This window comes from Streptomyces sp. NBC_00076, from assembly GCF_045041235.1.
Lineage (GTDB): Bacteria > Actinomycetota > Actinomycetes > Streptomycetales > Streptomycetaceae > Streptomyces.
The window spans coordinates 8,935,334-8,955,645 of the sequence record NZ_CP108242.1 but is presented as its reverse complement, the minus strand read 5'-3'; the positions used below and the strand labels follow the sequence as shown (position 1 = coordinate 8,955,645).

At 71.2% G+C, this 20,312-nt stretch carries 22 protein-coding genes; 11 read left to right on the top strand and 11 right to left on the bottom strand.

Annotated features, from left to right (window positions below; all coding sequences use genetic code 11):
• Nucleotides 1–1,299 (bottom strand): extracellular solute-binding protein, encoded by a 1,299-nt coding sequence (locus OHA64_RS40175; RefSeq protein WP_405621936.1) that lies wholly within the window; start codon nt 1,297–1,299, stop codon nt 1–3.
• 304 nt (nt 1,300–1,603) lie between these two features.
• Between OHA64_RS40175 and OHA64_RS40170 the strand changes: the two genes are divergently transcribed.
• From OHA64_RS40170 to OHA64_RS40130, 9 genes are all read left to right on the top strand, one after another.
• Nucleotides 1,604–3,133 carry an APC family permease gene (locus tag OHA64_RS40170; RefSeq protein WP_405621934.1) on the top strand — a complete coding sequence of 510 codons (1,530 nt, stop codon included), beginning with the start codon at nt 1,604–1,606 and terminating at the stop codon, nt 3,131–3,133.
• A gap of 100 nt (nt 3,134–3,233) precedes the next feature.
• Complete coding sequence (locus tag OHA64_RS40165; protein WP_405621932.1) at nt 3,234–3,584, top strand: DUF1330 domain-containing protein; 351 nt, start codon at nt 3,234–3,236, stop codon at nt 3,582–3,584.
• A gap of 139 nt (nt 3,585–3,723) precedes the next feature.
• Nucleotides 3,724–4,791: a Rieske 2Fe-2S domain-containing protein gene (locus OHA64_RS40160; RefSeq protein WP_405621930.1), complete on the top strand. Its 1,068-nt coding sequence runs from the start codon at nt 3,724–3,726 to the stop codon at nt 4,789–4,791.
• Entirely contained in the window at nt 4,788–4,970 is a 183-nt protein-coding gene (locus OHA64_RS40155; RefSeq protein ID WP_405621928.1) for a hypothetical protein, read from the top strand. The genes OHA64_RS40160 and OHA64_RS40155 overlap by 4 nt, the downstream gene beginning before the upstream one ends.
• Nucleotides 4,967–5,902, top strand: coding sequence for a PDR/VanB family oxidoreductase (locus tag OHA64_RS40150; RefSeq protein ID WP_405621926.1), 936 nt, complete (start codon nt 4,967–4,969; stop codon nt 5,900–5,902). Before OHA64_RS40155 ends, OHA64_RS40150 begins: the two co-directional genes overlap by 4 nt.
• 190 nt (nt 5,903–6,092) lie before the next feature.
• Nucleotides 6,093–7,064 carry an ABC transporter substrate-binding protein gene (locus OHA64_RS40145; protein WP_405621924.1) on the top strand — a complete coding sequence of 324 codons (972 nt, stop codon included), beginning with the start codon at nt 6,093–6,095 and terminating at the stop codon, nt 7,062–7,064.
• On the top strand, nt 7,061–7,834 hold the full coding sequence (locus OHA64_RS40140; RefSeq protein ID WP_405621922.1) for an ABC transporter permease: 774 nt from the start codon (nt 7,061–7,063) through the stop codon (nt 7,832–7,834). The genes OHA64_RS40145 and OHA64_RS40140 overlap by 4 nt, the downstream gene beginning before the upstream one ends.
• Complete coding sequence (locus OHA64_RS40135; RefSeq protein WP_405621920.1) at nt 7,831–8,610, top strand: ABC transporter permease; 780 nt, start codon at nt 7,831–7,833, stop codon at nt 8,608–8,610. Before OHA64_RS40140 ends, OHA64_RS40135 begins: the two co-directional genes overlap by 4 nt.
• 20 nt (nt 8,611–8,630) lie before the next feature.
• Entirely contained in the window at nt 8,631–9,446 is an 816-nt protein-coding gene (locus tag OHA64_RS40130) for an ABC transporter ATP-binding protein (RefSeq protein ID WP_405621918.1), read from the top strand.
• Here the strand turns inward: OHA64_RS40130 and OHA64_RS40125 are convergent.
• The 7 genes from OHA64_RS40125 to OHA64_RS40095 form a co-directional block, all read right to left on the bottom strand.
• Nucleotides 9,440–10,147 carry a GntR family transcriptional regulator gene (locus OHA64_RS40125; protein ID WP_405621916.1) on the bottom strand — a complete coding sequence of 236 codons (708 nt, stop codon included), beginning with the start codon at nt 10,145–10,147 and terminating at the stop codon, nt 9,440–9,442. The two genes, OHA64_RS40130 and OHA64_RS40125, sit on opposite strands and share 7 nt — an antisense overlap.
• A gap of 54 nt (nt 10,148–10,201) precedes the next feature.
• A complete protein-coding gene (locus OHA64_RS40120; RefSeq protein ID WP_405621914.1) occupies nt 10,202–11,203 on the bottom strand; it encodes a proline racemase family protein in 1,002 nt (333 codons plus the stop codon).
• A gap of 121 nt (nt 11,204–11,324) precedes the next feature.
• On the bottom strand, nt 11,325–12,221 hold the full coding sequence (locus OHA64_RS40115; RefSeq protein WP_405621912.1) for a dihydrodipicolinate synthase family protein: 897 nt from the start codon (nt 12,219–12,221) through the stop codon (nt 11,325–11,327).
• 31 nt (nt 12,222–12,252) lie between these two features.
• Entirely contained in the window at nt 12,253–13,668 is a 1,416-nt protein-coding gene (locus tag OHA64_RS40110; RefSeq protein ID WP_405621910.1) for an FAD-dependent oxidoreductase, read from the bottom strand.
• A complete protein-coding gene (locus OHA64_RS40105) occupies nt 13,661–13,963 on the bottom strand; it encodes a (2Fe-2S)-binding protein (protein WP_405621908.1) in 303 nt (100 codons plus the stop codon). The genes OHA64_RS40110 and OHA64_RS40105 overlap by 8 nt, the downstream gene beginning before the upstream one ends.
• Nucleotides 13,960–15,111: an NAD(P)/FAD-dependent oxidoreductase gene (locus OHA64_RS40100; protein ID WP_405621906.1), complete on the bottom strand. Its 1,152-nt coding sequence runs from the start codon at nt 15,109–15,111 to the stop codon at nt 13,960–13,962. Before OHA64_RS40100 ends, OHA64_RS40105 begins: the two co-directional genes overlap by 4 nt.
• A 137-nt stretch (nt 15,112–15,248) precedes the next feature.
• Nucleotides 15,249–15,920 carry a hypothetical protein gene (locus OHA64_RS40095; protein ID WP_405621905.1) on the bottom strand — a complete coding sequence of 224 codons (672 nt, stop codon included), beginning with the start codon at nt 15,918–15,920 and terminating at the stop codon, nt 15,249–15,251.
• Between the two features lie 224 nt (nt 15,921–16,144).
• Between OHA64_RS40095 and OHA64_RS40090 the strand changes: the two genes are divergently transcribed.
• On the top strand, nt 16,145–16,795 hold the full coding sequence (locus tag OHA64_RS40090) for a helix-turn-helix domain-containing protein (protein ID WP_405621903.1): 651 nt from the start codon (nt 16,145–16,147) through the stop codon (nt 16,793–16,795).
• A 49-nt stretch (nt 16,796–16,844) separates the two neighbouring features.
• Here the strand turns inward: OHA64_RS40090 and OHA64_RS40085 are convergent, their stop codons facing one another.
• Nucleotides 16,845–17,885 carry an alpha/beta fold hydrolase gene (locus OHA64_RS40085; protein ID WP_405621901.1) on the bottom strand — a complete coding sequence of 347 codons (1,041 nt, stop codon included), beginning with the start codon at nt 17,883–17,885 and terminating at the stop codon, nt 16,845–16,847.
• Between the two features lie 219 nt (nt 17,886–18,104).
• On the opposite strand from OHA64_RS40085, the gene OHA64_RS40080 reads away from it, so the two are divergent.
• Complete coding sequence (locus tag OHA64_RS40080) at nt 18,105–18,344, top strand: hypothetical protein (protein WP_405621899.1); 240 nt, start codon at nt 18,105–18,107, stop codon at nt 18,342–18,344.
• 61 nt (nt 18,345–18,405) lie between these two features.
• Here OHA64_RS40080 and OHA64_RS40075 read toward each other — a convergent pair whose 3' ends face one another.
• Nucleotides 18,406–19,086, bottom strand: a complete 681-nt coding sequence (locus OHA64_RS40075; protein ID WP_405621897.1) for a 4'-phosphopantetheinyl transferase — start codon at nt 19,084–19,086, stop codon at nt 18,406–18,408.
• Nucleotides 19,083–19,943, bottom strand: coding sequence for a metallophosphoesterase family protein (locus OHA64_RS40070; protein ID WP_405621895.1), 861 nt, complete (start codon nt 19,941–19,943; stop codon nt 19,083–19,085). The genes OHA64_RS40075 and OHA64_RS40070 overlap by 4 nt, the downstream gene beginning before the upstream one ends.
• Nucleotides 19,944–20,312: the final 369 nt, after the last annotated feature.

Genomic DNA, 20,312 nt, shown 5'->3' with positions numbered 1-20,312 from the left:
TCACTTCGTGCCCGTGCCGAGGCTGTCGGCGTAGGACTGGATGTTCGCGGCGGCCTTCTCGGCGGTCGCCGTGCCCTTGGCGACGGCCTCCATCTCCTTGCCGATCCGGGTCGCGACCTGCTGCCAGGTGCTGACCTGCGGGAACGCCTTGGTCTTCTTGAGCTGGGTGAGGAAGGCGGCCAAGAGCGGCTGGTTCTTGATCGTGGGGTCGTCCCAGGCGGGGATCACCGCCGGCAGTGAGCTGTACGCCTTGAACTGCGCGACCTGGGTGCTCGGTTGCGCCATGTACCGGACGAGCTTCCAGGAGGCGTCGGCGTTGCCGGCGCCCGCGAGCACGCCCCAGGTGCCCCCGGCGGAGAAGGAGACGCCGCCCGCCGACCCGGCCGGCAGCGGGGCGGTGGCGACATGGGACTCCGTCCAGCCGTCCTTCTTCGCGGCGGTGTCGAGCTGGCCGACGACCCACGGGCCGGTAATCATCGTGGCGGTCTTCCCGCTGACGAAGTACGGCTGCGCGTCGAGGAAGGTGGGGGTGGCGGTGTCGGCTATGCCCGAGGTGAAGAACGACGCGTTGTACTTCAGCGCGTCGACCATCGCCGGGGTGTCGAGTGTCCATTTACCCCCGGTGAGGAGCGAGCCGCCGGCCTGCCAGGCGTACATCGCGACGTCCTGGCCGTTGAAGATGTCCCAGCCGTTGTCGGCACCGAGACCGTGCTTGGCACCGGCGCCCTGGAGGGCCTTGAAGAACGGCACCATCTCGTCCCAGGTGGCCGGCGCCTCGACGCCCGCCTTCTTCGCCAGGTCGGAGCGGTAGACGAGCGCGTAGGTGTAGGCGTACCAGGGGACCGTGTAGGCCACGTCGTCGACCACGCCGGCGGCCCACAGGCTCTCGAAGAAGCCGTCCGGGTCGACGAGCCCGTCGGGTACGGCCCGCAGGATCGACGGGTCGAGGAACTGTGCCTGCGACTCGGGGAAGAACTGGGCGACATCGGGCCCCTTGCCCGCCGCGATCGCCGACTGCAGCTTGGTGTAGTAGTCGGCGTTCGGGATCAGCGTGACCTTCACGGTGAGGTCGGGGTTCGCGGCCTTGAAGGGCTTGATCACCTTCTCCAGCACATCGGCGTCGCCCTGGGCGGCCCAGACGTCGACGGTGCCGGTGGCCGGGGAGGCGTCGACCGGCCGGGCGGAGGCTTTGGCGGCGGTGGTGGCGTCCTCGCGCCCACAGCCCGTCAGGCCGAGGGTGCCGAGAACGGCCAGTCCGGCGGTCACCTTCAGGGCACCGCGTCGGGAGAGATTGGGCACCTTGGGCTCCTGTCTCATGGAGGCGCTGAGGACGGTGGGGGATTTCGGGGGAAGTTGCTTTTTCGGTCCTGGGGACCTGCGAGCGAAGCTACGAGGGATGCATTTCGGCCATGTGCACGGAGCCGTCCCGAATAATTTCGGAAGATGTAGCGAAATCGAGGACGGGGCTTCAGAGCCTCGTCAGCCGCCCGATCAGGCGGAGAAGTGATGGTCAAGACTTGTACATGAACACTTGTGCGCTTTTACGGCATCAGCGGATTATGGGCCGGATCCCGCCCGTACCACGAGCACCAGGAGCAACTCGGTGACCGCTGGCCAGATAGCGTTCGAGTCGGCCGGCACGCCGGCAGCAGCACAGGCGGAGCGGCAGAAACTGCGCAAGCACTTCGGCCGCTTCGACATCCTGTTCTTCCTCCTCTGCACCATCGTCGGCGTGGACACCATCGGCACCGTGGCCTCGTCCGGTGCCGAGGCGTTCACCTGGCTCATCGTGCTGGCCGTCGTCTTCTTCGTGCCCTCCGCGCTGCTGACCGCCGAACTCGGGGCCGCGTTCCCCGACGAGGGCGGCCCCTACATCTGGACCAGCCGGGCCTTCGGACGGCTCGCCGGCGCCGTCAACAACTTCCTGTACTGGATCACCAATCCGGTGTGGCTCGGCGGCACCCTCTCGGTCTCCGCCGTCACCGCCTACACCACCTTCTTCAACGGCGGGAAGGACCTGAGCACTCCGGCCTTCTACGTCTTCACCCTCGTCTTCGTCTGGGTGGGCGTGCTCGCCGCGATCCTCTCCTTCGACGTCGGCAAGTGGATCCCCACCATCGGCGCCTGGAGCCGCTTCCTCCTTCTCGGCCTGTTCACCCTCACCGTCGTGATCTACGGCATCCGGCACGGCCTGCACGGATTCGGGCTCGGCGACTTCTCCCCCACCTATGTGGGATTCGTCGGCCTGGTGCCCGTCCTGATGTTCAACTACGTCGGTTTCGAGCTGCCCAACACCGCCGGCGACGAGATGACCGACGCCCAGAAGGACGTGCCCTTCGCCATCTTCCGCAGCGCGGCCCTCGCCGTACTGCTCTACGCCCTGCCGATCCTCGGCATCCTGCTCGTCCTGCCGGTCAAGGCCATCACCGGCCTCGGCGGCTTCATCGACGCGATCCGACAGGTCTTCACCGTGTACGGCGGCCATGTCGCCGCCGACGGCACCGCCACGCTCGGCGGCGCCGGCAGCCTGCTCGGCGACCTCGCCGCGATCCTGTTCATCCTCACGGTGCTGTCCTCCGGCGTCACCTGGGTCATGGGTTCCGACCGCGCCCTCGCCGTCTCCGGCTACGACGGTGCCGCGCCCCGCTTCCTGGGCGTCATCTCCAGCCGGTTCGGCACCCCGGTACGGGTCAACATCCTCAGCGGGGTGGTCTCCACCCTCGTCCTGGTCCTGGCCCACGAACTGACCGACGGCAGCGCCGCCAAGCTCTTCGGCGCGGTCCTCGGGCTCGCCGTCTCCACCACCCTCGTCAGCTACCTGGGCATCTTCCCGGCGCTCGCGGTACTGCGCCGCAAGGCCCCGGACGTCCCCCGGCCCTACCGGGCGCCCTTCCCCCGCACCATCAGCACGGTGCTCACCGTGCTCGTCCTGTTCGCCAGCGTGCAGCTGGTCGCTCCCGGGCTCGGCGACCACTGGTTCGGCTCCGACTACGCGCCGGACGGCTGGAGTCACGGCGAGCGCTGGGAGTACCTGCTGACCGAGGCCGTCCCGCTCGCCGCCTTCATGCTCCTCGGCGTCCTCTTCTGGGCCCTGGGCAAGCCGACCCGTACGGCAGCCGCCGCGCAGAAGTAGCACGCGGCGGCGGGGCCGCTTACCTGTGAGGTCATCGACCCGTGGTGGTCCGGGTGTCACGATCGTCGGCGTACAGACCCCGCCCCGAAGGAAGGACACCATGTCCGCCTACGCGATCGCCCATCTCCAGGAGGCCGCTCCGCATCCGGAGATCGCCGAGTACATCGAGCGCATCACCGTGACCCTCACCCCCTACGGCGGCCGCTTCCTCGTGCACGGCGCCCAGCACGAGGCGAAGGAGGGCAGCTGGCCCGGGCACGTCGTCATTATCGGCTTCCCCTCGATCGCCGAGGCGCGCTCCTGGTGGGACTCGCCCGCCTACCAGGAGATCGCACCGCTGCGCTCGCGCCACATCGTCGGCGACATCATCCTGGTCCCCGGCGTCCCCGAGGGCTACGACGCGACCACCACGGCGCACGCGATGCGGGAGTCCCTGACGGCCTCTCAGTGAACGCACCCCCACCAGAACCCGGACACGGCCTGCCGACCAGCGGGTCCTCCGAACCCCTTCCGCGAGACGGAAGAGGCATTGCGGCCCTGTGACGCCCTCCTCGACGATGCCAGCACCACCAGAGACGGGAGCCGCACCCATGCCGCACACCACCGCCTTCGCCAGGAACCAGTGGTACGTAGCCGCCTACAGTCACGAGGTCGGGCGCGAGGAACTGCTCGGTCGGACGATTCTGGGTGAGCCGCTGGTGTTCTACCGGACCGAGGAGGACGGGACTCCCGTCGTCCTGCACGACCGCTGTGTGCACCGCCGCTACCCGCTGTCCGAGAGCCGGCTGGACGGCGACCGGATCGTGTGCGGCTACCACGGCTTCACGTACGACACCACCGGCGCGTGCGTGTACGTGCCGGGGCAGAAGCGGATCCCGCGCACCGCCCGGGTCACCTCCTACCCGGTCGTCGAGCAGGACTCCCTGGTGTGGGTGTGGATCGGCGACCCGGCGCTCGCCGACCCGCAGACCATTCCGCGGGCCCGCCACCTCGACTCCCCCGGCTGGACGACCGTCCGGGGCATGGAGCCCATCGACGCCGACTACGGGCTCCTCGTCGACAACCTCCTCGACCTGTCCCACGAGACCTATCTGCACGGTGGTTACATCGGCACCCCCGAGGTCGCGGAGACGCCGATCACCACCGAGGTGGACGAGGGCGCGGGGATCGTGCGGGTGAGCCGGCACATGGACGACGCCGAGTGCCCGCCGTTCTACGCCCGCTCGACGGGGATCGAGGGCCGGATCACCCGGTGGCAGGACATCGAGTACCACGCGCCCTGCCTGTATCTGCTGCACAGCCGGATCGCGCCGGTCGGTGTGGTCCCGGAGGCGGACGGCAGCGACCCGAACGGCTTCCACACCGAGATCACGTACGCCATCACGCCGTCCGCCGACGGCAAGGTGTACGACTTCTGGATGGTCTCGCGGGACTGGGCGACCGACGACGAGGAGGTCACCGAGTTCCTGCGGGGCAACAACCACACGGTGGTCATGCAGGACGTCGACGCGCTCAACCTCCTTCAGCGCACGCTCGGTTCGGAACGCACCGGCTACCAGGAGCTGAGCATCAACATCGACACCGGTGGCCTGGCCGCCCGCCGCATCCTCGCCCGGCTGGTCGAGGAGGGCGACAAGCCCGTGGAGAAGGTCCTGTGAGCAGGCTGTCGTCGACAGGGCCGCGCGAGGTCTACCGCATCGACTGGCTTCCGGGCACCGACGTTCTGCACGGCACCTGCCACTGCGGGGCCGAGCACACCGCCCAGGACCCGGTCGAGATGTGGGAGTGGATGCTCGGCCACCCGGAAGGCCACCAGGTACGAGGAAACGACTCATGAGCGTGTACGAAGCCGAACTCGTCGTCGAGAGCAGGGAGTTCGCCGCCGACGGCGTGCTCGCCCTGACCCTGCGGCACCCGCTGGGCGAGGAACTTCCGAACTGGGAGCCGGGCGCCCATGTCGACGTGGTCCTCGGCCCGGACCTGGAGCGGCAGTACTCGCTCTGCGGTGATCCCGCGGACCGGGCGGCCTGGCGGGTCGCGGTGCTGCGCGAGCCGAACGGCCGCGGTGGATCCTCGTACGTCCACGAGCAGTTGGTGCTCGGCGACAAGGTCCGGGTGCGCGGTCCGCGCAACCACTTCGCACTGCGGCCCGCGCCGTCCTACCGCTTCGTCGCGGGCGGCATCGGCATCACCCCCATCCTGCCGATGCTGGCCGTGGCCGAGGCGGCGGGCGCCGAGTGGAGCCTGCTCTACGGCGGCCGGACGAGCCGGTCCATGGCGTTCACCGAGGAGTTGGGCCGGTACGGCGACCGCGTCACGATCGCCCCTCAGGACGAGTCGGGACTGCTCGACCTCGCCTCGGTGCTCGACGACCTGCCCGAGGGCACCCTCGTCTACTGCTGTGGCCCCGAGGCGCTGTTGGCCGCGGTGGAGGAGCGGTGCCCGGCCTCGGCGCTGCACGTCGAACGCTTCCAGCAGAAGGCCCAAGTACTCGGCGGGAACACCGAGTTCGAGGTCGAGCTGGCCCGCAGCGGCCGTACGCTCAGCGTCCCGGCGGACGTGTCGGTACTGGACGCCGTGCGCTCGGCCGGCGTCGAGGTGCTGTTCTCCTGCACCGAGGGAACGTGCGGAACCTGCGAGACGGACGTCCTCGAAGGCACCCCGGACCACCGGGACTCGGTGCTCAGCGACGAGGAACGGGAAGCCGGCGAGACCATGCTCATCTGCGTGTCCCGCTGCCGGGGGAAGCGGCTCGTGCTCGACCTGTGACAGCTGGACCTGTGACCCGCGGGTCGTCCGCCGAGGCGGTCGAGCCGCCGACCGACTGTCAACAACCCTGTCAGCCATGCCCATTGACCGTGCCGGACAGCCGGCTCTAGGTTCCCTGCACACCCTGTGAGCACTACTGTGCGGTGTGCGCACAACCTGTCGGAACACCGTTGTCTGTACAGGAGGAGCCATGCGTCGTCTGTTCGCCGGTCTCGCGGTCGGGACCTTCCTTCTCTCCACGGCGGCCTGTGGTTCGTCCGACGACTCCGATCCGTCGGGCAAGGCCGCCTCGTCCGGCGGGACCACCACGGTCGAGCTGGGACTCATCCCCATCGTGGATGTGGCTCCCGTCTATCTCGGCCAGAAGAAGGGCTTCTACGAGAAACACGGCCTGAAGCTGGCCATCTCGACCGCGCAGGGCGGCGCGGCGATCGTCCCCGGTGTCGTCAGCGGCCAGTTCCAGTTCGGCTTCAGCAACGTGACGTCCCTGATGGTCGCCCGGTCCAACAACGTGCCCGTCAAGGCGGTCGCCAACGGCATCGCGTCAACCGGCTTACGGGGCAAGGACTTCAACGCCCTCATGGTGAAGAAGGGCAGCGCCATCAAGTCGCCGAAGGAGCTCGAGGGCAAGAAGGTCGCCATCAACACCCTCAAGAACATCAACGAGACCGCGGTGCGCGCGGCGGTGCGCACCGCGGGCGGCGATCCCGACAAGGTGAAGTTCGTCGAGCTCGCCTTCGACCAGATGCCGGCGGCCCTCGACCAAGGGCAGGTGGACGCCGTGAGTGTGGTCGAACCGGCGGCCGCCACCGTCCGCAGCCAGGGCGGCGTGGAGATCGCCTCGCCCCTGATCGACGTCGCCCCGGACCTCACGGTCGCCCTGTACTTCACCTCGCAGCAGTACCTTCAGAAGAACCCGGACGTCGTGAAGAAGTTCCAGGAGGCCACCGCGGAGTCCCTCGCCTACGCCGACGCGCATCCGGACGAGGTCCGCGCGATCGTCACGACGTACACGAAGATCCCGGCCGCGGTACTGGAGCAGGTGACGCTGCCGAAGTGGCCGGCCGAGCCCAACCGCGCGTCCATCGAGGCGCTGGCGAAGCTGGGCCAGGAGGACGGCCTCCTCAAGTCGGCGCCGGACCTGGACAAGCTGCTGCCGTGAAGGGTGCGAACAGCGCACTCGGTACGGCCGGACTCGCGGCCTTCCTCGCACTGGGCGAGGCGGCACCGCGGATCGGCCTGGTCAAAGAGGCCTACTTCCCGCCCACCAGCCGTATCGCCGGCGCCCTCGGCGACGAACTCTCCGACGCGGCCTTCTGGACGGCGCTCGGCGACACACTCACCGGCTGGGCGGTGGGCCTGGCCATCGCGGCCTGCGCGGGGATCGTCGCGGGCGTCGTGATCTCCGTCGTGCCGTATCTGCGGGAGGCGTCCGCCTCGACGATCGAGTTCCTGCGCCCGATTCCGTCGGTCGCGCTGATCCCGCTGGCGGTCCTGCTGTACGGGAACGAACTGCGCTCGGTGCTCCTGCTGGTGGTGTACGCCTCGTTCTGGCAGGTGTTGATCCAGACCCTGTACGGCGTCCAGGACGTCGACCCGGTCGCCGACGAGACGGCACGGTCGTACGGTCTGGGCCCCTGGGCGCGGATCCGGTACGTGCTCTGGCCGACGGCACTCCCCTACGTCATGACGGGCCTCAGGCTGGCGGCGGCGGTCGCCCTGATCCTGACCATCACCGCCGAACTCGTCATCGGGTCACCGGGGTTGGGTGCCCGGATCGCGATCGCACAGAACTCCCAGGCGGTGCCCGACATGTACGCGTTGATCGTGGTGACCGGACTGCTGGGGCTGATGATCAACGTGGGTGCGAGGTCCGTGGAGCGGCGGGCCCTGGCCTGGCACCAGTCGGTGCGCGGGGAGGTGGCGGTGTGAGGCGTTTCCTGCTGCGCCTGGCGTTCACGGTCGCCCTGCCCGCCGTCCTGCTCGCCGTGTGGTGGGCGGCGTCCGACAGCAGCACCGACGTGTACTGGCCGCCGCTGCGCACGATCCTGAAGACCTTCCCGCACGTCTGGACGGCCGAGCGACTGCGCACGGACGCGCTGCCCAGCGTGCTCAGGCTGGCGGGGGGTTACGCGACGGCGGCCGTGGCCGGTGTCGCGCTCGGCACGGTCATCGGCTCCTACCGGCGGGTGCGGGCGGTGTGCGAACCGGTCCTGGAGTTCCTGCGGGCGGTGCCGCCGCCGGTGCTGATCCCGGTGATCATGCTGTTCGCGGGCATCGGCGACACGATGAAGGTCGTGGTGATCGCGAGCGGCTGTGTGTGGCCGGTCCTGCTCAACACCGTCGAGGGGGTACGGGCGGTGGACTCCGTGATGGCGGAGACGGCCCGCTCGTACGGCATCACGGGCGCGGCGCGCCTCAGGCACGTGGTGCTGCGCTCGGCGAGCCCGCAGATCTTCGCGGGTCTGCGCCAGGCACTGTCCATCGGCATCATCCTCATGGTCATCAGCGAGATGTTCGCGGCCAGCAGCGGGCTCGGCTTCACCGTCGTCCAGTTCCAGCGCGGTTTCGCGATCCCCGACATGTGGACCGGGATCCTGGTGCTGGGCCTGCTGGGCTTTCTCCTGTCGGTGCTGTTCCAACTGGTCGAGCGGCGGGCGCTCGGCTGGTACCACGGTCTGCGTGACTCCACCCGGCGGTCCCGGTGACCTCTTGGAAAGGGCAGGGCATGCTCGACGTACGCGGCCTGAAGAAGGTCTACGAGGGATCCGGGCGGCGGGTGGAGGCGGTGCGCGATCTCACCTTCACCGTCGACGCGGGCGAACTCGTCTGTCTCGTCGGCCCGTCGGGCTGCGGCAAGACGACCCTGCTGAAGTGCATGGGCGGCCTGCTCGCGCCGACGGCGGGCCAGGTTCTCCTGGAGGGGCGCGAGGTGACCGGGCCGCCACCCGGGATGGCCTTCGTCTTCCAGGAGTACGGCCGCAGTCTGTTCCCCTGGATGCGGGTCGGCCAGAACGTCGAACTACCGCTGAAACAGAAGGACTTGAGCAAGGCGCAACGCCGGGAGCTGGTGGCGGACGCACTGCACTCGGTGGGTCTCGCGGACGCCGCCGGGGCATACCCCTGGCAGCTTTCGGGCGGCATGCAGCAACGGGTCGCCATTGCCCGGGCGCTGGCGTACGAGCCTCGGGTGCTGCTGATGGACGAGCCGTTCGCGGCGGTGGACGCCCAGACCCGCGCCGATCTGGAGGACCTGGTACGGCGGCTGTGGCGGGAGCGCGGCATCACGATCCTGTTCGTCACCCACGACATCGACGAGGCCGTCTACCTGGGCGAGCGGGTGGTCGTGCTGTCCGCCTCGCCCACGGTCGTGCGGGAACAGCTCAAGGTCGATCTGCCGGACGAGCGCGACCAGTTGCACACCCGGGTGGATCCACGCTTCGCCGAACTGCGGACCCATGTGTACGAGCAGATCCAGGCGGCGAAGCGCGGGGCGCCCGTGGCGGCCGAGACCGCGGGGAAGGACCTGCCTCCACCTCACTGAGCAGCGGGTCGCCCGGCCGCCCACAGACCGCGTACATGGCCGAGGTGACGGGTCATCACCTCACGCACCGCGTTCTGGTCCCGGGCCGTCAGCGCGTCGAGGAGTTCCAGATGCTCCTCGGCGGATGCCAGCAGTCGCCCCGCTTCCAGGAGGGCGGTGAGGCCGTAGAGCCGGGACCGCTTGCGGAGGTCGCCGACGACCTCGACGAGGTGCGCGTTGCCGGCGAGGGCGAGCAGACCGAGGTGGAAACGGGTGTCGGCCTCGACGTACGCGATGAGGTCGCCGGCCACGGCGGCCTGCACGATCTCCCGGGCCGCGGGGCGCAGCGCCTCCAGCGAGACCGGCTCGGCCGTCATGGCCAGGGCCACCACGGTGGGGATCTCGACGAGCGCGCGGATGTGGGTGTACTCGTCGAGCTGCTTCTCGGAGACCGCGGTGACCCGGAACCCCTTGTTGGGGACGGTGTCGACCAGCCCCTCCTTGGCCAGGTCCAGCATGGCCTCGCGCACCGGCGTCGCCGAGACACCGAAGCGGGCGGCGAGCGTCGGCGCGGAGTACACCTCACCCGGCCGCAGTTCGCCGGCGATCAGCGCGGCCCGCAGGGCGTCGGCGACCCGCTCCCGGTAGCTGTGCTTCTTGCCGCCCAGGGAAGGCAGGGCCGGGGCAGCCGCGGTGGGGGCGCTGGTGCGCTCAGCGGCCATGGGAGGTCTCCTTGCTGTGCAATGTCATGCGGTACTCGTCATTGTCGCCGAGGTCTACAGGACGAACCCCGCCGGGAACGGGTCGGTCGGGTCGAGCAGGTACTGGGCGGTGCCGGTGATCCAGGCGCGGCCCGTGAAGCTGGGCAGGACCGCGGGGCGGCCGGCCACCTCGGTGGTGCCGAGGAGCCGGCCGGTGAACCGCGTGCCGATGAACGACTCGTTCACGAACTCGGTGTGCAGGGGCAGTTCCCCGCGCGCGTGCAGCTGCGCCATGCGTGCGCTGGTGCCCGTGCCGCAGGGCGAGCGGTCGAACCAGCCCGGGTGGATCGCCATCGCGTGCCGCGAGTGGCGGGCGGTGGCGCCTGGGGCGATCAGGTGGACGTGGTGGCAGCCGCGGATGGTGGGGTCCTCCGGGTGGACGGGCTCCTCCTCGGTGTTGATCGCCGCCATGAGGGACAGGCCGGCCTGGAGGATGTCGTCCTTGCGGGCCCGGTCGAAGGGCAGGTGGAACTGGTCGAGCGGCAGGATGGCGTAGAAGTTGCCGCCATATGCCATGTCGTATGTCACTGTGCGTCCGTCGGGCAGTGCGATCCTGCGGTCGAGGGCGACGGAGAAGGAGGGGACGTTGGTGAGGGTGACCGCCGTGGCGGCGCCGTCCTCCACCGCGACCTCGGCGACGACCAGCCCGGCCGGGGTGTCCAGCCGGATCGTGGTGACCGGCTCGACGACCTCGACCATCCCGGACTCCACCAGCACGGTCGCCACCCCGATGGTGCCGTGCCCGCACATCGGCAGATAGCCGGAGACCTCGATGTAGACGACGCCCCAGTCGCAGTCGGGGCGGGTGGACGGCTGGAGGATGGCGCCGCTCATCGCCGAGTGCCCGCGCGGCTCGTTCATCAGGAGTTGCTTGATGTCGTCGCGATGCTTACGGAAGTGGAGCCGCCGCTCGTTCATGGTCGCGCCGGGGATCGTGCCGATGCCGCCGGTGACGACCCGGGTGGGCATGCCCTCGGTGTGCGAGTCGACGGCGTGCAGGACGAGTTTGCTGCGCATGACGCTCCTGGTGGTCCGGGATGACGCGGGCGAGGGCTCCAGGTCGGTCCGGCGGCAAGCTGCCGGCTCAGGTCGGTCCGGCGGCAAGCTGCCGGCTCAGGTCGGTCCGGCGCGGGCGGGCTCAGGTCAGTCCGGCGGCGACGGCCTTCTCGGTGGCGGCGCGGACGACGCCCTCCTGGTCCGGCGACAGCGGGACGCGGGGCGGGCGCACAGGGCCGCCGTATCGGCCCACGATGTCCATGGACAACTTGATGGCCTGCACGAACTCGACCTGGGAGTCCCAGCGGAGAAGGGGATGCAGCTGCTCGTACAGCTTCTTGGCCGTGCCCAGGTCGCCCTCGGTGGCCGCGCGGTACAACTCCACGCTCGCCGCGGGCAGCGCGTTCGGGTAGCCGGCCACCCAGCCCTTGGCGCCCGCGATGGCGAGCTCCAGCAGGACGTCGTCGGCGCCGATCAACAGGTCCAGTTCCGGGGCGAGTTCAGCCAGCCGGTAGGCGCGGCGGACGTCCCCCGAGAACTCCTTGACCGCGTGGATGTACCCCTCGCCGTGCAGGCGGGCGAGCAGTTCCGGCACGAGGTCCACCTTGGTGTCGATGGGGTTGTTGTACGCCACGATCGGCACGCCGGCCTCGGCGACCGCCGCGTAGTGCGCCAGCACCGACCGCTCGTCGGCACGGTAGGCGTTGGGTGGCAGCAGCATCACGGACCGGCAGCCCGCGTCGCGGGCCTGTTCGGCCCAGCGACGGGCCTCGGCGGAGCCGTAGGCGGCGACGCCGGGCATCACACGTGCGCCGCCGACGGCCGCCACCGCCGTCTCGACGACCCTGGCCCGCTCCTCGGGGGTGAGTACCTGGTACTCACCGAGCGAGCCGTTCGGTACGACCCCGTCGCAGCCGCTCTCGATCAGCCACGCGCAGTGCTCGGCGTACGCGTCGTGGTCGACGGAGAGGTCGTCGCGCAGCGGGAGTGCGGTGGCGACGAGGACGCCGCGCCAGGGGCGGAGGTCGGTGGCGGTCATCTGGGGTTCCCTCTCCGTAGAGTGTGACATTTTACTGATCGTCGTTCTCGGACTCCCCGGCGTGGGCCAGCACACCCAGGGGCACCGGGAGGGCGAACGGCCGCCGGGACGGGGTGAGCGCGCATCCCGCGAGTCCCGCGACCGCGGGCCCGCACACCCGGCCCTGGCACCAGCCCATCCCGGCCCGCGTCAGCAGCTTCACGGTCCGCAGGTCGCCGGCGCCCAGTTCGGTCACGGCCTCGCGGACCGCGCCGCCGGTGACCTCCTCGCAGCGGCAGACGACGGTGTCGTCGGTGACCTGGTCGGCCCAGTGGGCGGGCGGCGCGTACACGTCGTCCAGGGCGGCGGCGAACTCCCGTAGCCGGGCACGGGACTTCGCGGCCGCGGTCCACGCGCGCGGGTCGGGTGCGGTGCCGTGCAGGCGGGCGGCGGCGGAGCGGCCGGCGATGTGTCCCTCGGCGAGGGAGAGAGCCGCGCCGCCGATGCCGGTGGTCTCGCCCGCCGCCCACACGCCGGGAACGTCGGTGCGCTGCTCCTCGTCGACCAGCACCTTCAGCCCGTCGAGACGGCAGCCGAGGGTCTCGGCGAGGTCGGTGTGCGGGAGCATGCCGTGGCCCACCGCGAGGGTGTCGCAGGGGATGCGGCGTCCGGTGCCGGGCCGCACCCGTCCCGTGGAGTCGAGCGCGGCGACCGTGACCGCCTCCAGCCGCTCGGTGCCGTGCGCCTCCACGACGGTGTGGTGGACGAGGGAGCGCACCCGGTGCCGGAGCAGCCCGGCCGCGTACCGGGCGCCTTCGGCGGCCTTGCCGGGCTGCGCCGCGAGGGCGCGGGAGTGCCGTACGAACGCCTTCGGGTCGGCGGACTCGACGAGCGCGGCCACCCGGACCCCGGCCGCGGCGAGCACGGTCGCCACGGGCAGCAGCAGCGGTCCGGTCCCGGCGACGACGGCGGTGCGTCCGGACACCGCGAGGGCGCCCTTGAGCATGGCCTGGGCGCCGCCCGCGGCGACGACACCGGGGAGGGTCCAGCCGGGAAAGGGCAGCACCTTCTCGTAGCCGCCGGTCGCCAGGAGGACGGCGTCGGCGCGTACCTCCACGGGCTCCTCCTGCCCGGGTCCGAGGAGGGCGTGCGCGGTGAACCCCTCGGCGCCCGGGGAGGTCCGCCGCTCGACCAGCCAGACATGATGGTCCGCCAGGTGCCGGACGGTGCCCGCTGCCACCTGTGCGTCCAGCCCGCCCCGCAGCCCTTCCCACGTCCGCCACTGATGGTGCAGGGCCTGCGGACGGCCGGCCCGCAGTGCGGAGGCGGGCTGCCGGTAGAACTGCCCGCCCGCCTCCGCCGCGGAGTCGAGAAGCGTGACCCGGACTCCCAGGGCCGCCGCGGCGACGGTGGCGGCGAGTCCCGCGGGGCCGGCGCCGATCACCGCGAGAGACGGTCGCTCAGTCATCGTGCCCGGTCCCTTCCTGGGTGCGGATCGCGTCACCCGGGTGCAATGGCACCAGACAGGCGCGCCTGTTCGGGCGGTCGTTGACCGTCACCAGGCAGTCGAAGCAGACGCCGATGCCGCAGAAGATCCCTCGCGGGCGGGCCCCGCCCCGGGTGGTACGCCAGGAGGTGACGCCCGCGGCCCAGAGCGCGGCGGCGACGGTCTGGCCGGGCAGCGCCTGGATCTCACGGCCGTCCAGGGTGACGGTGAAGGCGGGGCCCGGCCGGGCGCGGGCCAGGTCCAGGGGGGAGCTCACGCGGCCTCCTCGGTGAAACGGTCCGGACGGAAGGGGGCCAGGTCCAGCTCGGGAGGCCGTCCGGTCAGTGCCTGGGCGACGAGGTGCCCGGTACCGGTGGCCAGGCCGATGCCCGCGCCCTCGTGTCCGCAGGCGTGGTGGAGCCCGGGGACGCGCGGGTCGGGGCCGACGGCGGGAAGGTGGTCGGGCATGTACGGGCGGAAGCCGAGGTAGGCGCGCGTCGCGCGGACGTCGGCGAGGAAAGGGAACAGCCGGGTGGCTCCCGCCGCCAGCGCCCGGACGGCCGGCAGCGAGAACGTCCGGTCGAAGCCGACCCGTTCGCGGCTCGCGCCGATCAGGACGGGCCCGGCCGCGGTGCCCTCGACGACCGTGGAGGTCTGCAGCGCCGCCGAGTCGCTGGCCACGTCGGCCACGTAGTCGGCGGCGTACACCTTGTGGCGGACCAGGCGCGGCAGGGGTTCGGTGACCAGGACGAAGCCGCGGCGCGGGAGGACGGGGAGGTGGGTCCCGGCGAGGGCGGCCAGTTCGGCGCCCCAGGTGCCGGCCGCGTTGACGACCGCGGGGGCGTGGATGTCACCTCCGTCGGTGCGCACTCCGCGTACCGCTCCGTCGGGTGTGCGCAGCACCTGGGTCACGGTCCGACCGGTGAACAGGCGGGCGCCGGACGCGCGTGCCAGGTGGGCGGCGGCCAGGGCGGGCATCACCTGGCGGTCCTGGGGGTAGTGGACGGCGCCCGGCAGGCCGGGCGCCAGGTGGGGTTCGAGGGCGTACAGCGCGTCGCCGGCGACCGGTTCGGCGACGACTCCGGCGGCGCGCTGCCCGGCGGCGAACAGTTCCAGCGCGGCCAGCCCACCGGGCGAGGAGGCCACCACGACTCCGCCCTTGGCCTCGTACTCGACCAACTTGCCCAGTTCCTGGGCGAGTTCGTGCCACAGTCGGCCGGACAGCAGGGCGAGGTCCAGCTCGGGGCCGGGCTCCTTGTCGGAGACCAGGAGGTTGCCCTCCCCCGCGCCGGTCGTACCGCCGGCGACCGGACCGCGGTCCACCAGGACGACGTCGAGGCCCGCACGAGCCGCGTACAGGGCGCAGGCCGCGCCCACCATTCCGGCGCCGACGACCACGACATCGCAGGTCAGTCGCTTGCTCACGCCAGTACTATGTCACATGTCTCCCTCTCAGGGAACGTCCTCACACGACACGCGACGGCGACGGACGAGCTGGCGGCCGGTGGGCCCGGGGCCTGCTGACGAGGCACCGTCGGCGACCTGAACGCCGGCGGTGCCTGTCAGACCTCGGGGGCGGGCACCACGCTGAGGTGGCCCGCCGCACGGCGCGGACGCACCGCCCGCCGCGTCGCGGATGCCGGACGGCGCGCGGGGCGCAGCACCAGCGTCAGCCGGGTGTAGCCCATGTCCCTCAGGGCCTTCGGAGTCTCGTCGACGATCCGGCAGTCGGTGGCGCCCCAGCGCGGGTCCGGATGGACCAGCGGGCGGACCGCGCCGTCGTGCTCGACGGCCTGCTCGCCGACCGCGCGGATCCAGTGCGGCAGTCCGTGCCGGTAGGCGGCGTCCATGATCGGGTCCTGGGCAATCTCCCGGCGGATGGACTGCAGGGCGTGGTCGTGGCCGTGCCGCTCCACGGCGGCGGCGAAGTGCGCCAGCGTCGGCAGGCACCAGCGCGACTCGTGCTCGGCGAGGACGGTGCTCGCGTCGGGGTGGAAGAGGACGAATCTGAGGAAGTTGTCGCCCGGCATGGCCGTCGGGTGCGGACCCACGCCACCGAAGAGTGACGCGAAAGCGGTGTTGGCGAGAACGACGTCCCAGCGGTGGTCGAGGACGACGGACGGGAATGTGACGGCTTCCAGGAGGGTGGCGTAGTCCTGGAGATACGTCCGGGCCTCAGGCCCTTCGGGGACGGGTCGCGGTACGGACCGCTGCCCACCTGCCTGATATGCCATCGGGAGGTCACCCCTCTTGCCTCTGCGGCCTTCACGCGGCGCCCTTGATCCTGCTTCCCCGACGCGAGCGGTGTCAACTATCGTGGCATTTCATGCCTGTTGACGGCTGAAATTGGACACAGTTGTGGCGAGACCTGGATGTGAGTTCGAACAACCGGCTACTCTCCGGGAAGTTCACGGCATCCGCTTGTGAGAAGCCTGTGAGAGACCTAGGAGATCTGTCGGTGTCGGTCGGCTTCGAGGGTCCCGGCGACGTGGCGTCGGCTGTGCTGTCGGCTGTCGTCGGCCGAGTCGCCGCACTGGCCGACCGGCTCGGCGTACCGCATGCGGAGGTCTTCGACACCCGCGGGCTGTCCGTCGCCTCCGGTGTTCCGGAACCCGTGGTCAAGGCCCTGCTGGGCGGCCGGCCCGCCGGTGAGCCCGATGTGCAGGCCCGGTTCCTGCAACGCCTGGACCTGCTGCGGCGCACCCGGCTCAAGCCCAACGGCCGCAAGTACACCCAGCAGGAGATCGCCGACGGCGCGGCGATGTCCCGGCAGCAGGCCGGCGCGCTCATCAACGGTGACCGGCGCCCCACGATGGAGCACTGCGACGCCATCCAGCGCTTCTTCCGGGTGCACGCGGGTTTCCTCACGGCCGAGGACCCCGAGGCGCTCGCGGGCGCCCTCCAGCGCACCGAGCAGGAGCTGCTGCAGAAGCTCGCCGAACGGGAGGCGGCCGCGGCGCTCGACGACCCGCTGGAGCGGCTGCTGCAGGACCACGGCGTCCGCGGGATCGCCTGGCGGGCCGCCCAGCTGCCCACCGACCAGCACCGCGACAAGGTCGCGGAGTGGCTGGACATGCTCTTGGAGAGCGTCAAGCGGCCCGAGTCCTGATCCGCGGAGAACCGCGCGCATCGGCAGGGAGACGCACCAACGGTGCGGGTCAGGTCGCGCTGCGTTCGCTCACTTCCCGCAGGTCGCGTTCCCTCGACCGATCACGGGTGTCGTCCGGGTGGCCCGCGGCGGTGGGGCGGCCCTCGCACAGGAGGTCGCGCCAGTGCTCACGGCTCCAGTCGGCGGGATCCGTACCGGTGGTGAACTCCTCGACGAGGGCGACGAAACGGGCCGGGTCGCTGTGGAACGGGAAGTGGCCCGCGCCCTCGAAGATCTCCAGCCGGCTGCCCGGCATCGCCTCGTGCGCCCCGAACGCGTGCCGCACCGGCACCACGCTGTCCCGGTCGCCCCAGAGCAGCATGGTCGGCATCCCCTCGGTGAGGTAGCAGCGGTCCAGCATGGTCACGACCTGTCCGCGCCAGTCGACGACCGCGCGCAGGGTGCGGATGAAGGCGTTGCGGGAGGTCTCGTCCGGCAGCGCGTCCACCAGGGTGAGCAACTCCGGTGCGTCCTGGCCGAGGTCGGTGTCGAGAAGCCTCATCAGCCGGGCGGCGAGGCCGACCTGGAGCCGCATCCCGGGCAGCCGCAGCGTGGACAGCATCAGATGGGCGCCGGGCAGCGAGACCAGCCGCAGCACGGGGTTGACCTCGCGGCCCACTCCGCCCGCGCTGACCAGGATGAGCCGTTCGGTGCGCTCGGGGAACTGGTAGGCGAACTGCATGGCCACTCCCCCGCCCAGCGAGTGTCCGACCAGGGTCGCGGACTCGATGCCGAGGGCGGTGAGCAGGTCGCGCACCCCGTTGGCGTAGGCGGCCACCGAGTAGTCGGCGCGCGGTTTGTCGGAGGCGCCGTGGCCGAGCAGGTCGGGGGCGATGACGGTATGGGTGCGGGCGAGATCGGGGATCAGTTCGGTCCAGGTCGCGGAGGAGTCCCCGATGCCGTGGATGAGCACCAGCACCGGGCCTTCGCCGGCCATCCGGAAGGCGCGCCGGTAGCCGTGCACGACGCGGTGCCGGAGCTGGAGTTCCGCGTCGTCCACGGGACGCAGCCGTACGGTGCGCGCCGGGCGCGGTCGCGGGGCGTCGACCACGTACTCGCCTCCTGTTCCGCGGGCCGCCGGGGAGCGGCCGAAAGCCCTTCGCTTCAGCGTAGAGGCGCATTCCCGCCGGGGATTTCGGTGAGGTTTCGCCTCCGCTAAGCGGGCGAACCGGCGTGCGGCGGGGTCGGATTGTCAGTGGCGGGCGGCAAGCTGGAAGTGCGCCGCCGTGTCCGGCGTGACCGATGCAGTCGACCTGGGGAGAGCCGCCCGATGCACACCGCCGTACTGACCGACCGCGAGCGCACGGCCGTCCAGGCCTATCTTCGGCTGCTGCACACGGTGCGGGCGGCCTTCGACGTGGCGCCCGGCCCGCCGGACGCCGGCCGACCACCCGTCGTTCCGCCGGCCGTGCTCGCCGAGGCGGAACAGGCCCTGGCTCAGGCGGGGCTGACGGGTAACGAGGAGGCGTTCTTCCGGCTGCTGCACACCTGGTGCCCGCCGGAGCCGTAGGTGCCGCGGGTCCGGAACGCACGAAGAAGCCCGTCGTGCCGCACGTCAGTCGTGCCGCCCGTCAGTCGTGCGGCACGGTGACGGCCGTCGCCACCAGTCCGCCCCCGACGGCCCAGCGGCCGTCGAAGAACCTGAGCCGTCGGCCGCCCACCAGCGGCCCGGGGACGAGGAGTTCGGCGCGGAAGGAGCCACGCAGCGGCTCGCCCGGGTCGACGCCGATCTCGATGTCGGCCTCGGAGAAGTCGAGCCACTGCTGGGTGAGGGGGAACCACGCCTTGTAGACGGACTCCTTGGCGCTGAAGAGGAGCCGGTCCCAGTGGGCGGCGGGGTGGTCGTGGGTGAGCCGGAGCAGGCGCGTCCGTTCGGCGGGCAGGGCGACGGCGTCCAGGACGCCGTCCGGGAGCGGCCCGTCGGGTTCGGCGTCGATGCCGAGGGAGGCCAGGTCGGTGGCGCGGACCAGGGCGGCGGCGCCGTATCCGTCGCAGTGGGTCATGCTGCCGGTCAGTCCGGCAGGCCACTGCGGGGCGCCGCGCTCCCCGGGCAGGACGGGATGGGGCGGCACGCCGAGCTTCTCCATGGCTCGGCGGGCGCAGGAGCGCACGACGGCGAACTCGCGGCGCCGCTTGCGGACCGCCTGGGCCACGACGGCCTCTTCCTCGGGGTACAGCATCGTGTTCTCGGGCTCGTCGTGGCCGTACGCCTCCACGGTCACCACCGAGCCCGGCAGCAGTTCCTCGATCACAGCGCCCCGACCTTCCTCGGAGCGATGCGCCGCAGCCGCCCCGGTGGTTCGGTGCGCTTGCGCCACTCGCGGGGGTAGCCCACCGAGACCTCCTCGAAGCGGACGCCCTCGTGCCAGGTGGTGCGGGGGATGTGCAGATGACCGTAGACCATGGTCTCGACGCGGAACCTGCGGTGCCAGTCGGCGGTGAGCCGGGTGCCGCACCACATGGCGAACTCGGGGTACCACAGGACGTCCGTGGGGTGCCGGTCCAGCGGGTAGTGGTTGACGAGGATGGTGGGCAGGTGGTCGGGCAGCGCGGCGAGCCTGCGTTCGGTCTCGTCGACCCGGGCCCGGCACCAGGCCTCGCGGCTCGGGTAGGGGTCGGGGTGCAGGAGGGCCTCGTCGGTGCAGACGATCCCGGTGCCGTGCGCGTACTCGAGTCCCTCGTCCTTGGTCGAGCAGCCGGCCGGCAGGAAGCTGTAGTCGTACAGCAGGAAGAGCGGGGCCACCGCGACCGGGCCACCGGGGCCGTTCCAGATGGGGTAGGGGTCCTCGGGTGTCGTCACGTCGAGTTCCCGGCAGACGTCGACGAGGTGGTCGTAGCGAGCGACACCACGCAGCGTGACGGTGTCCTTGGGGTGGGTCCACAGTTCGTGGTTGCCCGGCGCCCAGACGACCTTGCGGAAGCGGCCCGCGAGCGTCTTCAGCGCCCAGCGGATGTCGGCCACGGTCTCCGCGACGTCGCCGGCCACCAGCAGCCAGTCGTCGTCGGTCTCCGGCCGCATCCGTTCGACCAGTTCGCGGTTCTCCTGGTAGCCGATGTGCAGGTCACTGATGGCCAGCAGCTGTCCGGTACCGCCGACCGTCGACGTCACCTCTCGCCTCCTTGGGGCTCGCGAATGTGACCACGAGAACATATCCGCGGGTCCGACGACAAGGGCGGCTCCGGTCGGCCGGTCGGCGGGTCCGGTCGGCCGTCCGGCGGCGCGCCGGTCCGTGGTCCACCCGCGCGGCCGCGGTCCTCGTGTCCGAAGGCCGCGTCTCGTGCCGCGGCCTTCCGCACGCCTTGGACCAGCGGTGTTACCCGCCCGGCATGATCAGTGTCCACATGATCGGCCAATCCGTAACACGCACGTTGCACGCGTGCCCCTTCGGAAGCCGTATGATCGCCCCAACACCACCGCCACAACGTCCCTTCGCACGGGGGCGGTTTGGTGTACCTCCGATCACCCTGCCCGGGCACG

Excerpts from the sequence above, each read along its gene's own strand:
- OHA64_RS40125 (WP_405621916.1), bottom strand. The coding sequence starts at position 10,147 with ATGGCCGCTGAGCGCACCAGCGCCCCCACCGCGGCTGCCCCGGCCCTG.
- OHA64_RS40110 (WP_405621910.1), bottom strand. The coding sequence starts at position 13,668 with ATGACTGAGCGACCGTCTCTCGCGGTGATCGGCGCCGGCCCCGCGGGA.
- OHA64_RS40150 (WP_405621926.1), top strand. The coding sequence starts at position 4,967 with ATGAGCGTGTACGAAGCCGAACTCGTCGTCGAGAGCAGGGAGTTCGCC.
- OHA64_RS40080 (WP_405621899.1), top strand. The coding sequence starts at position 18,105 with ATGCACACCGCCGTACTGACCGACCGCGAGCGCACGGCCGTCCAGGCC.
- OHA64_RS40115 (WP_405621912.1), bottom strand. The coding sequence starts at position 12,221 with ATGACCGCCACCGACCTCCGCCCCTGGCGCGGCGTCCTCGTCGCCACC.
- OHA64_RS40165 (WP_405621932.1), top strand. The coding sequence starts at position 3,234 with ATGTCCGCCTACGCGATCGCCCATCTCCAGGAGGCCGCTCCGCATCCG.
- OHA64_RS40160 (WP_405621930.1), top strand. The coding sequence starts at position 3,724 with ATGCCGCACACCACCGCCTTCGCCAGGAACCAGTGGTACGTAGCCGCC.
- OHA64_RS40145 (WP_405621924.1), top strand. The coding sequence starts at position 6,093 with ATGCGTCGTCTGTTCGCCGGTCTCGCGGTCGGGACCTTCCTTCTCTCC.
- OHA64_RS40120 (WP_405621914.1), bottom strand. The coding sequence starts at position 11,203 with ATGCGCAGCAAACTCGTCCTGCACGCCGTCGACTCGCACACCGAGGGC.
- OHA64_RS40130 (WP_405621918.1), top strand. The coding sequence starts at position 8,631 with ATGCTCGACGTACGCGGCCTGAAGAAGGTCTACGAGGGATCCGGGCGG.
- OHA64_RS40095 (WP_405621905.1), bottom strand. The coding sequence starts at position 15,920 with ATGGCATATCAGGCAGGTGGGCAGCGGTCCGTACCGCGACCCGTCCCC.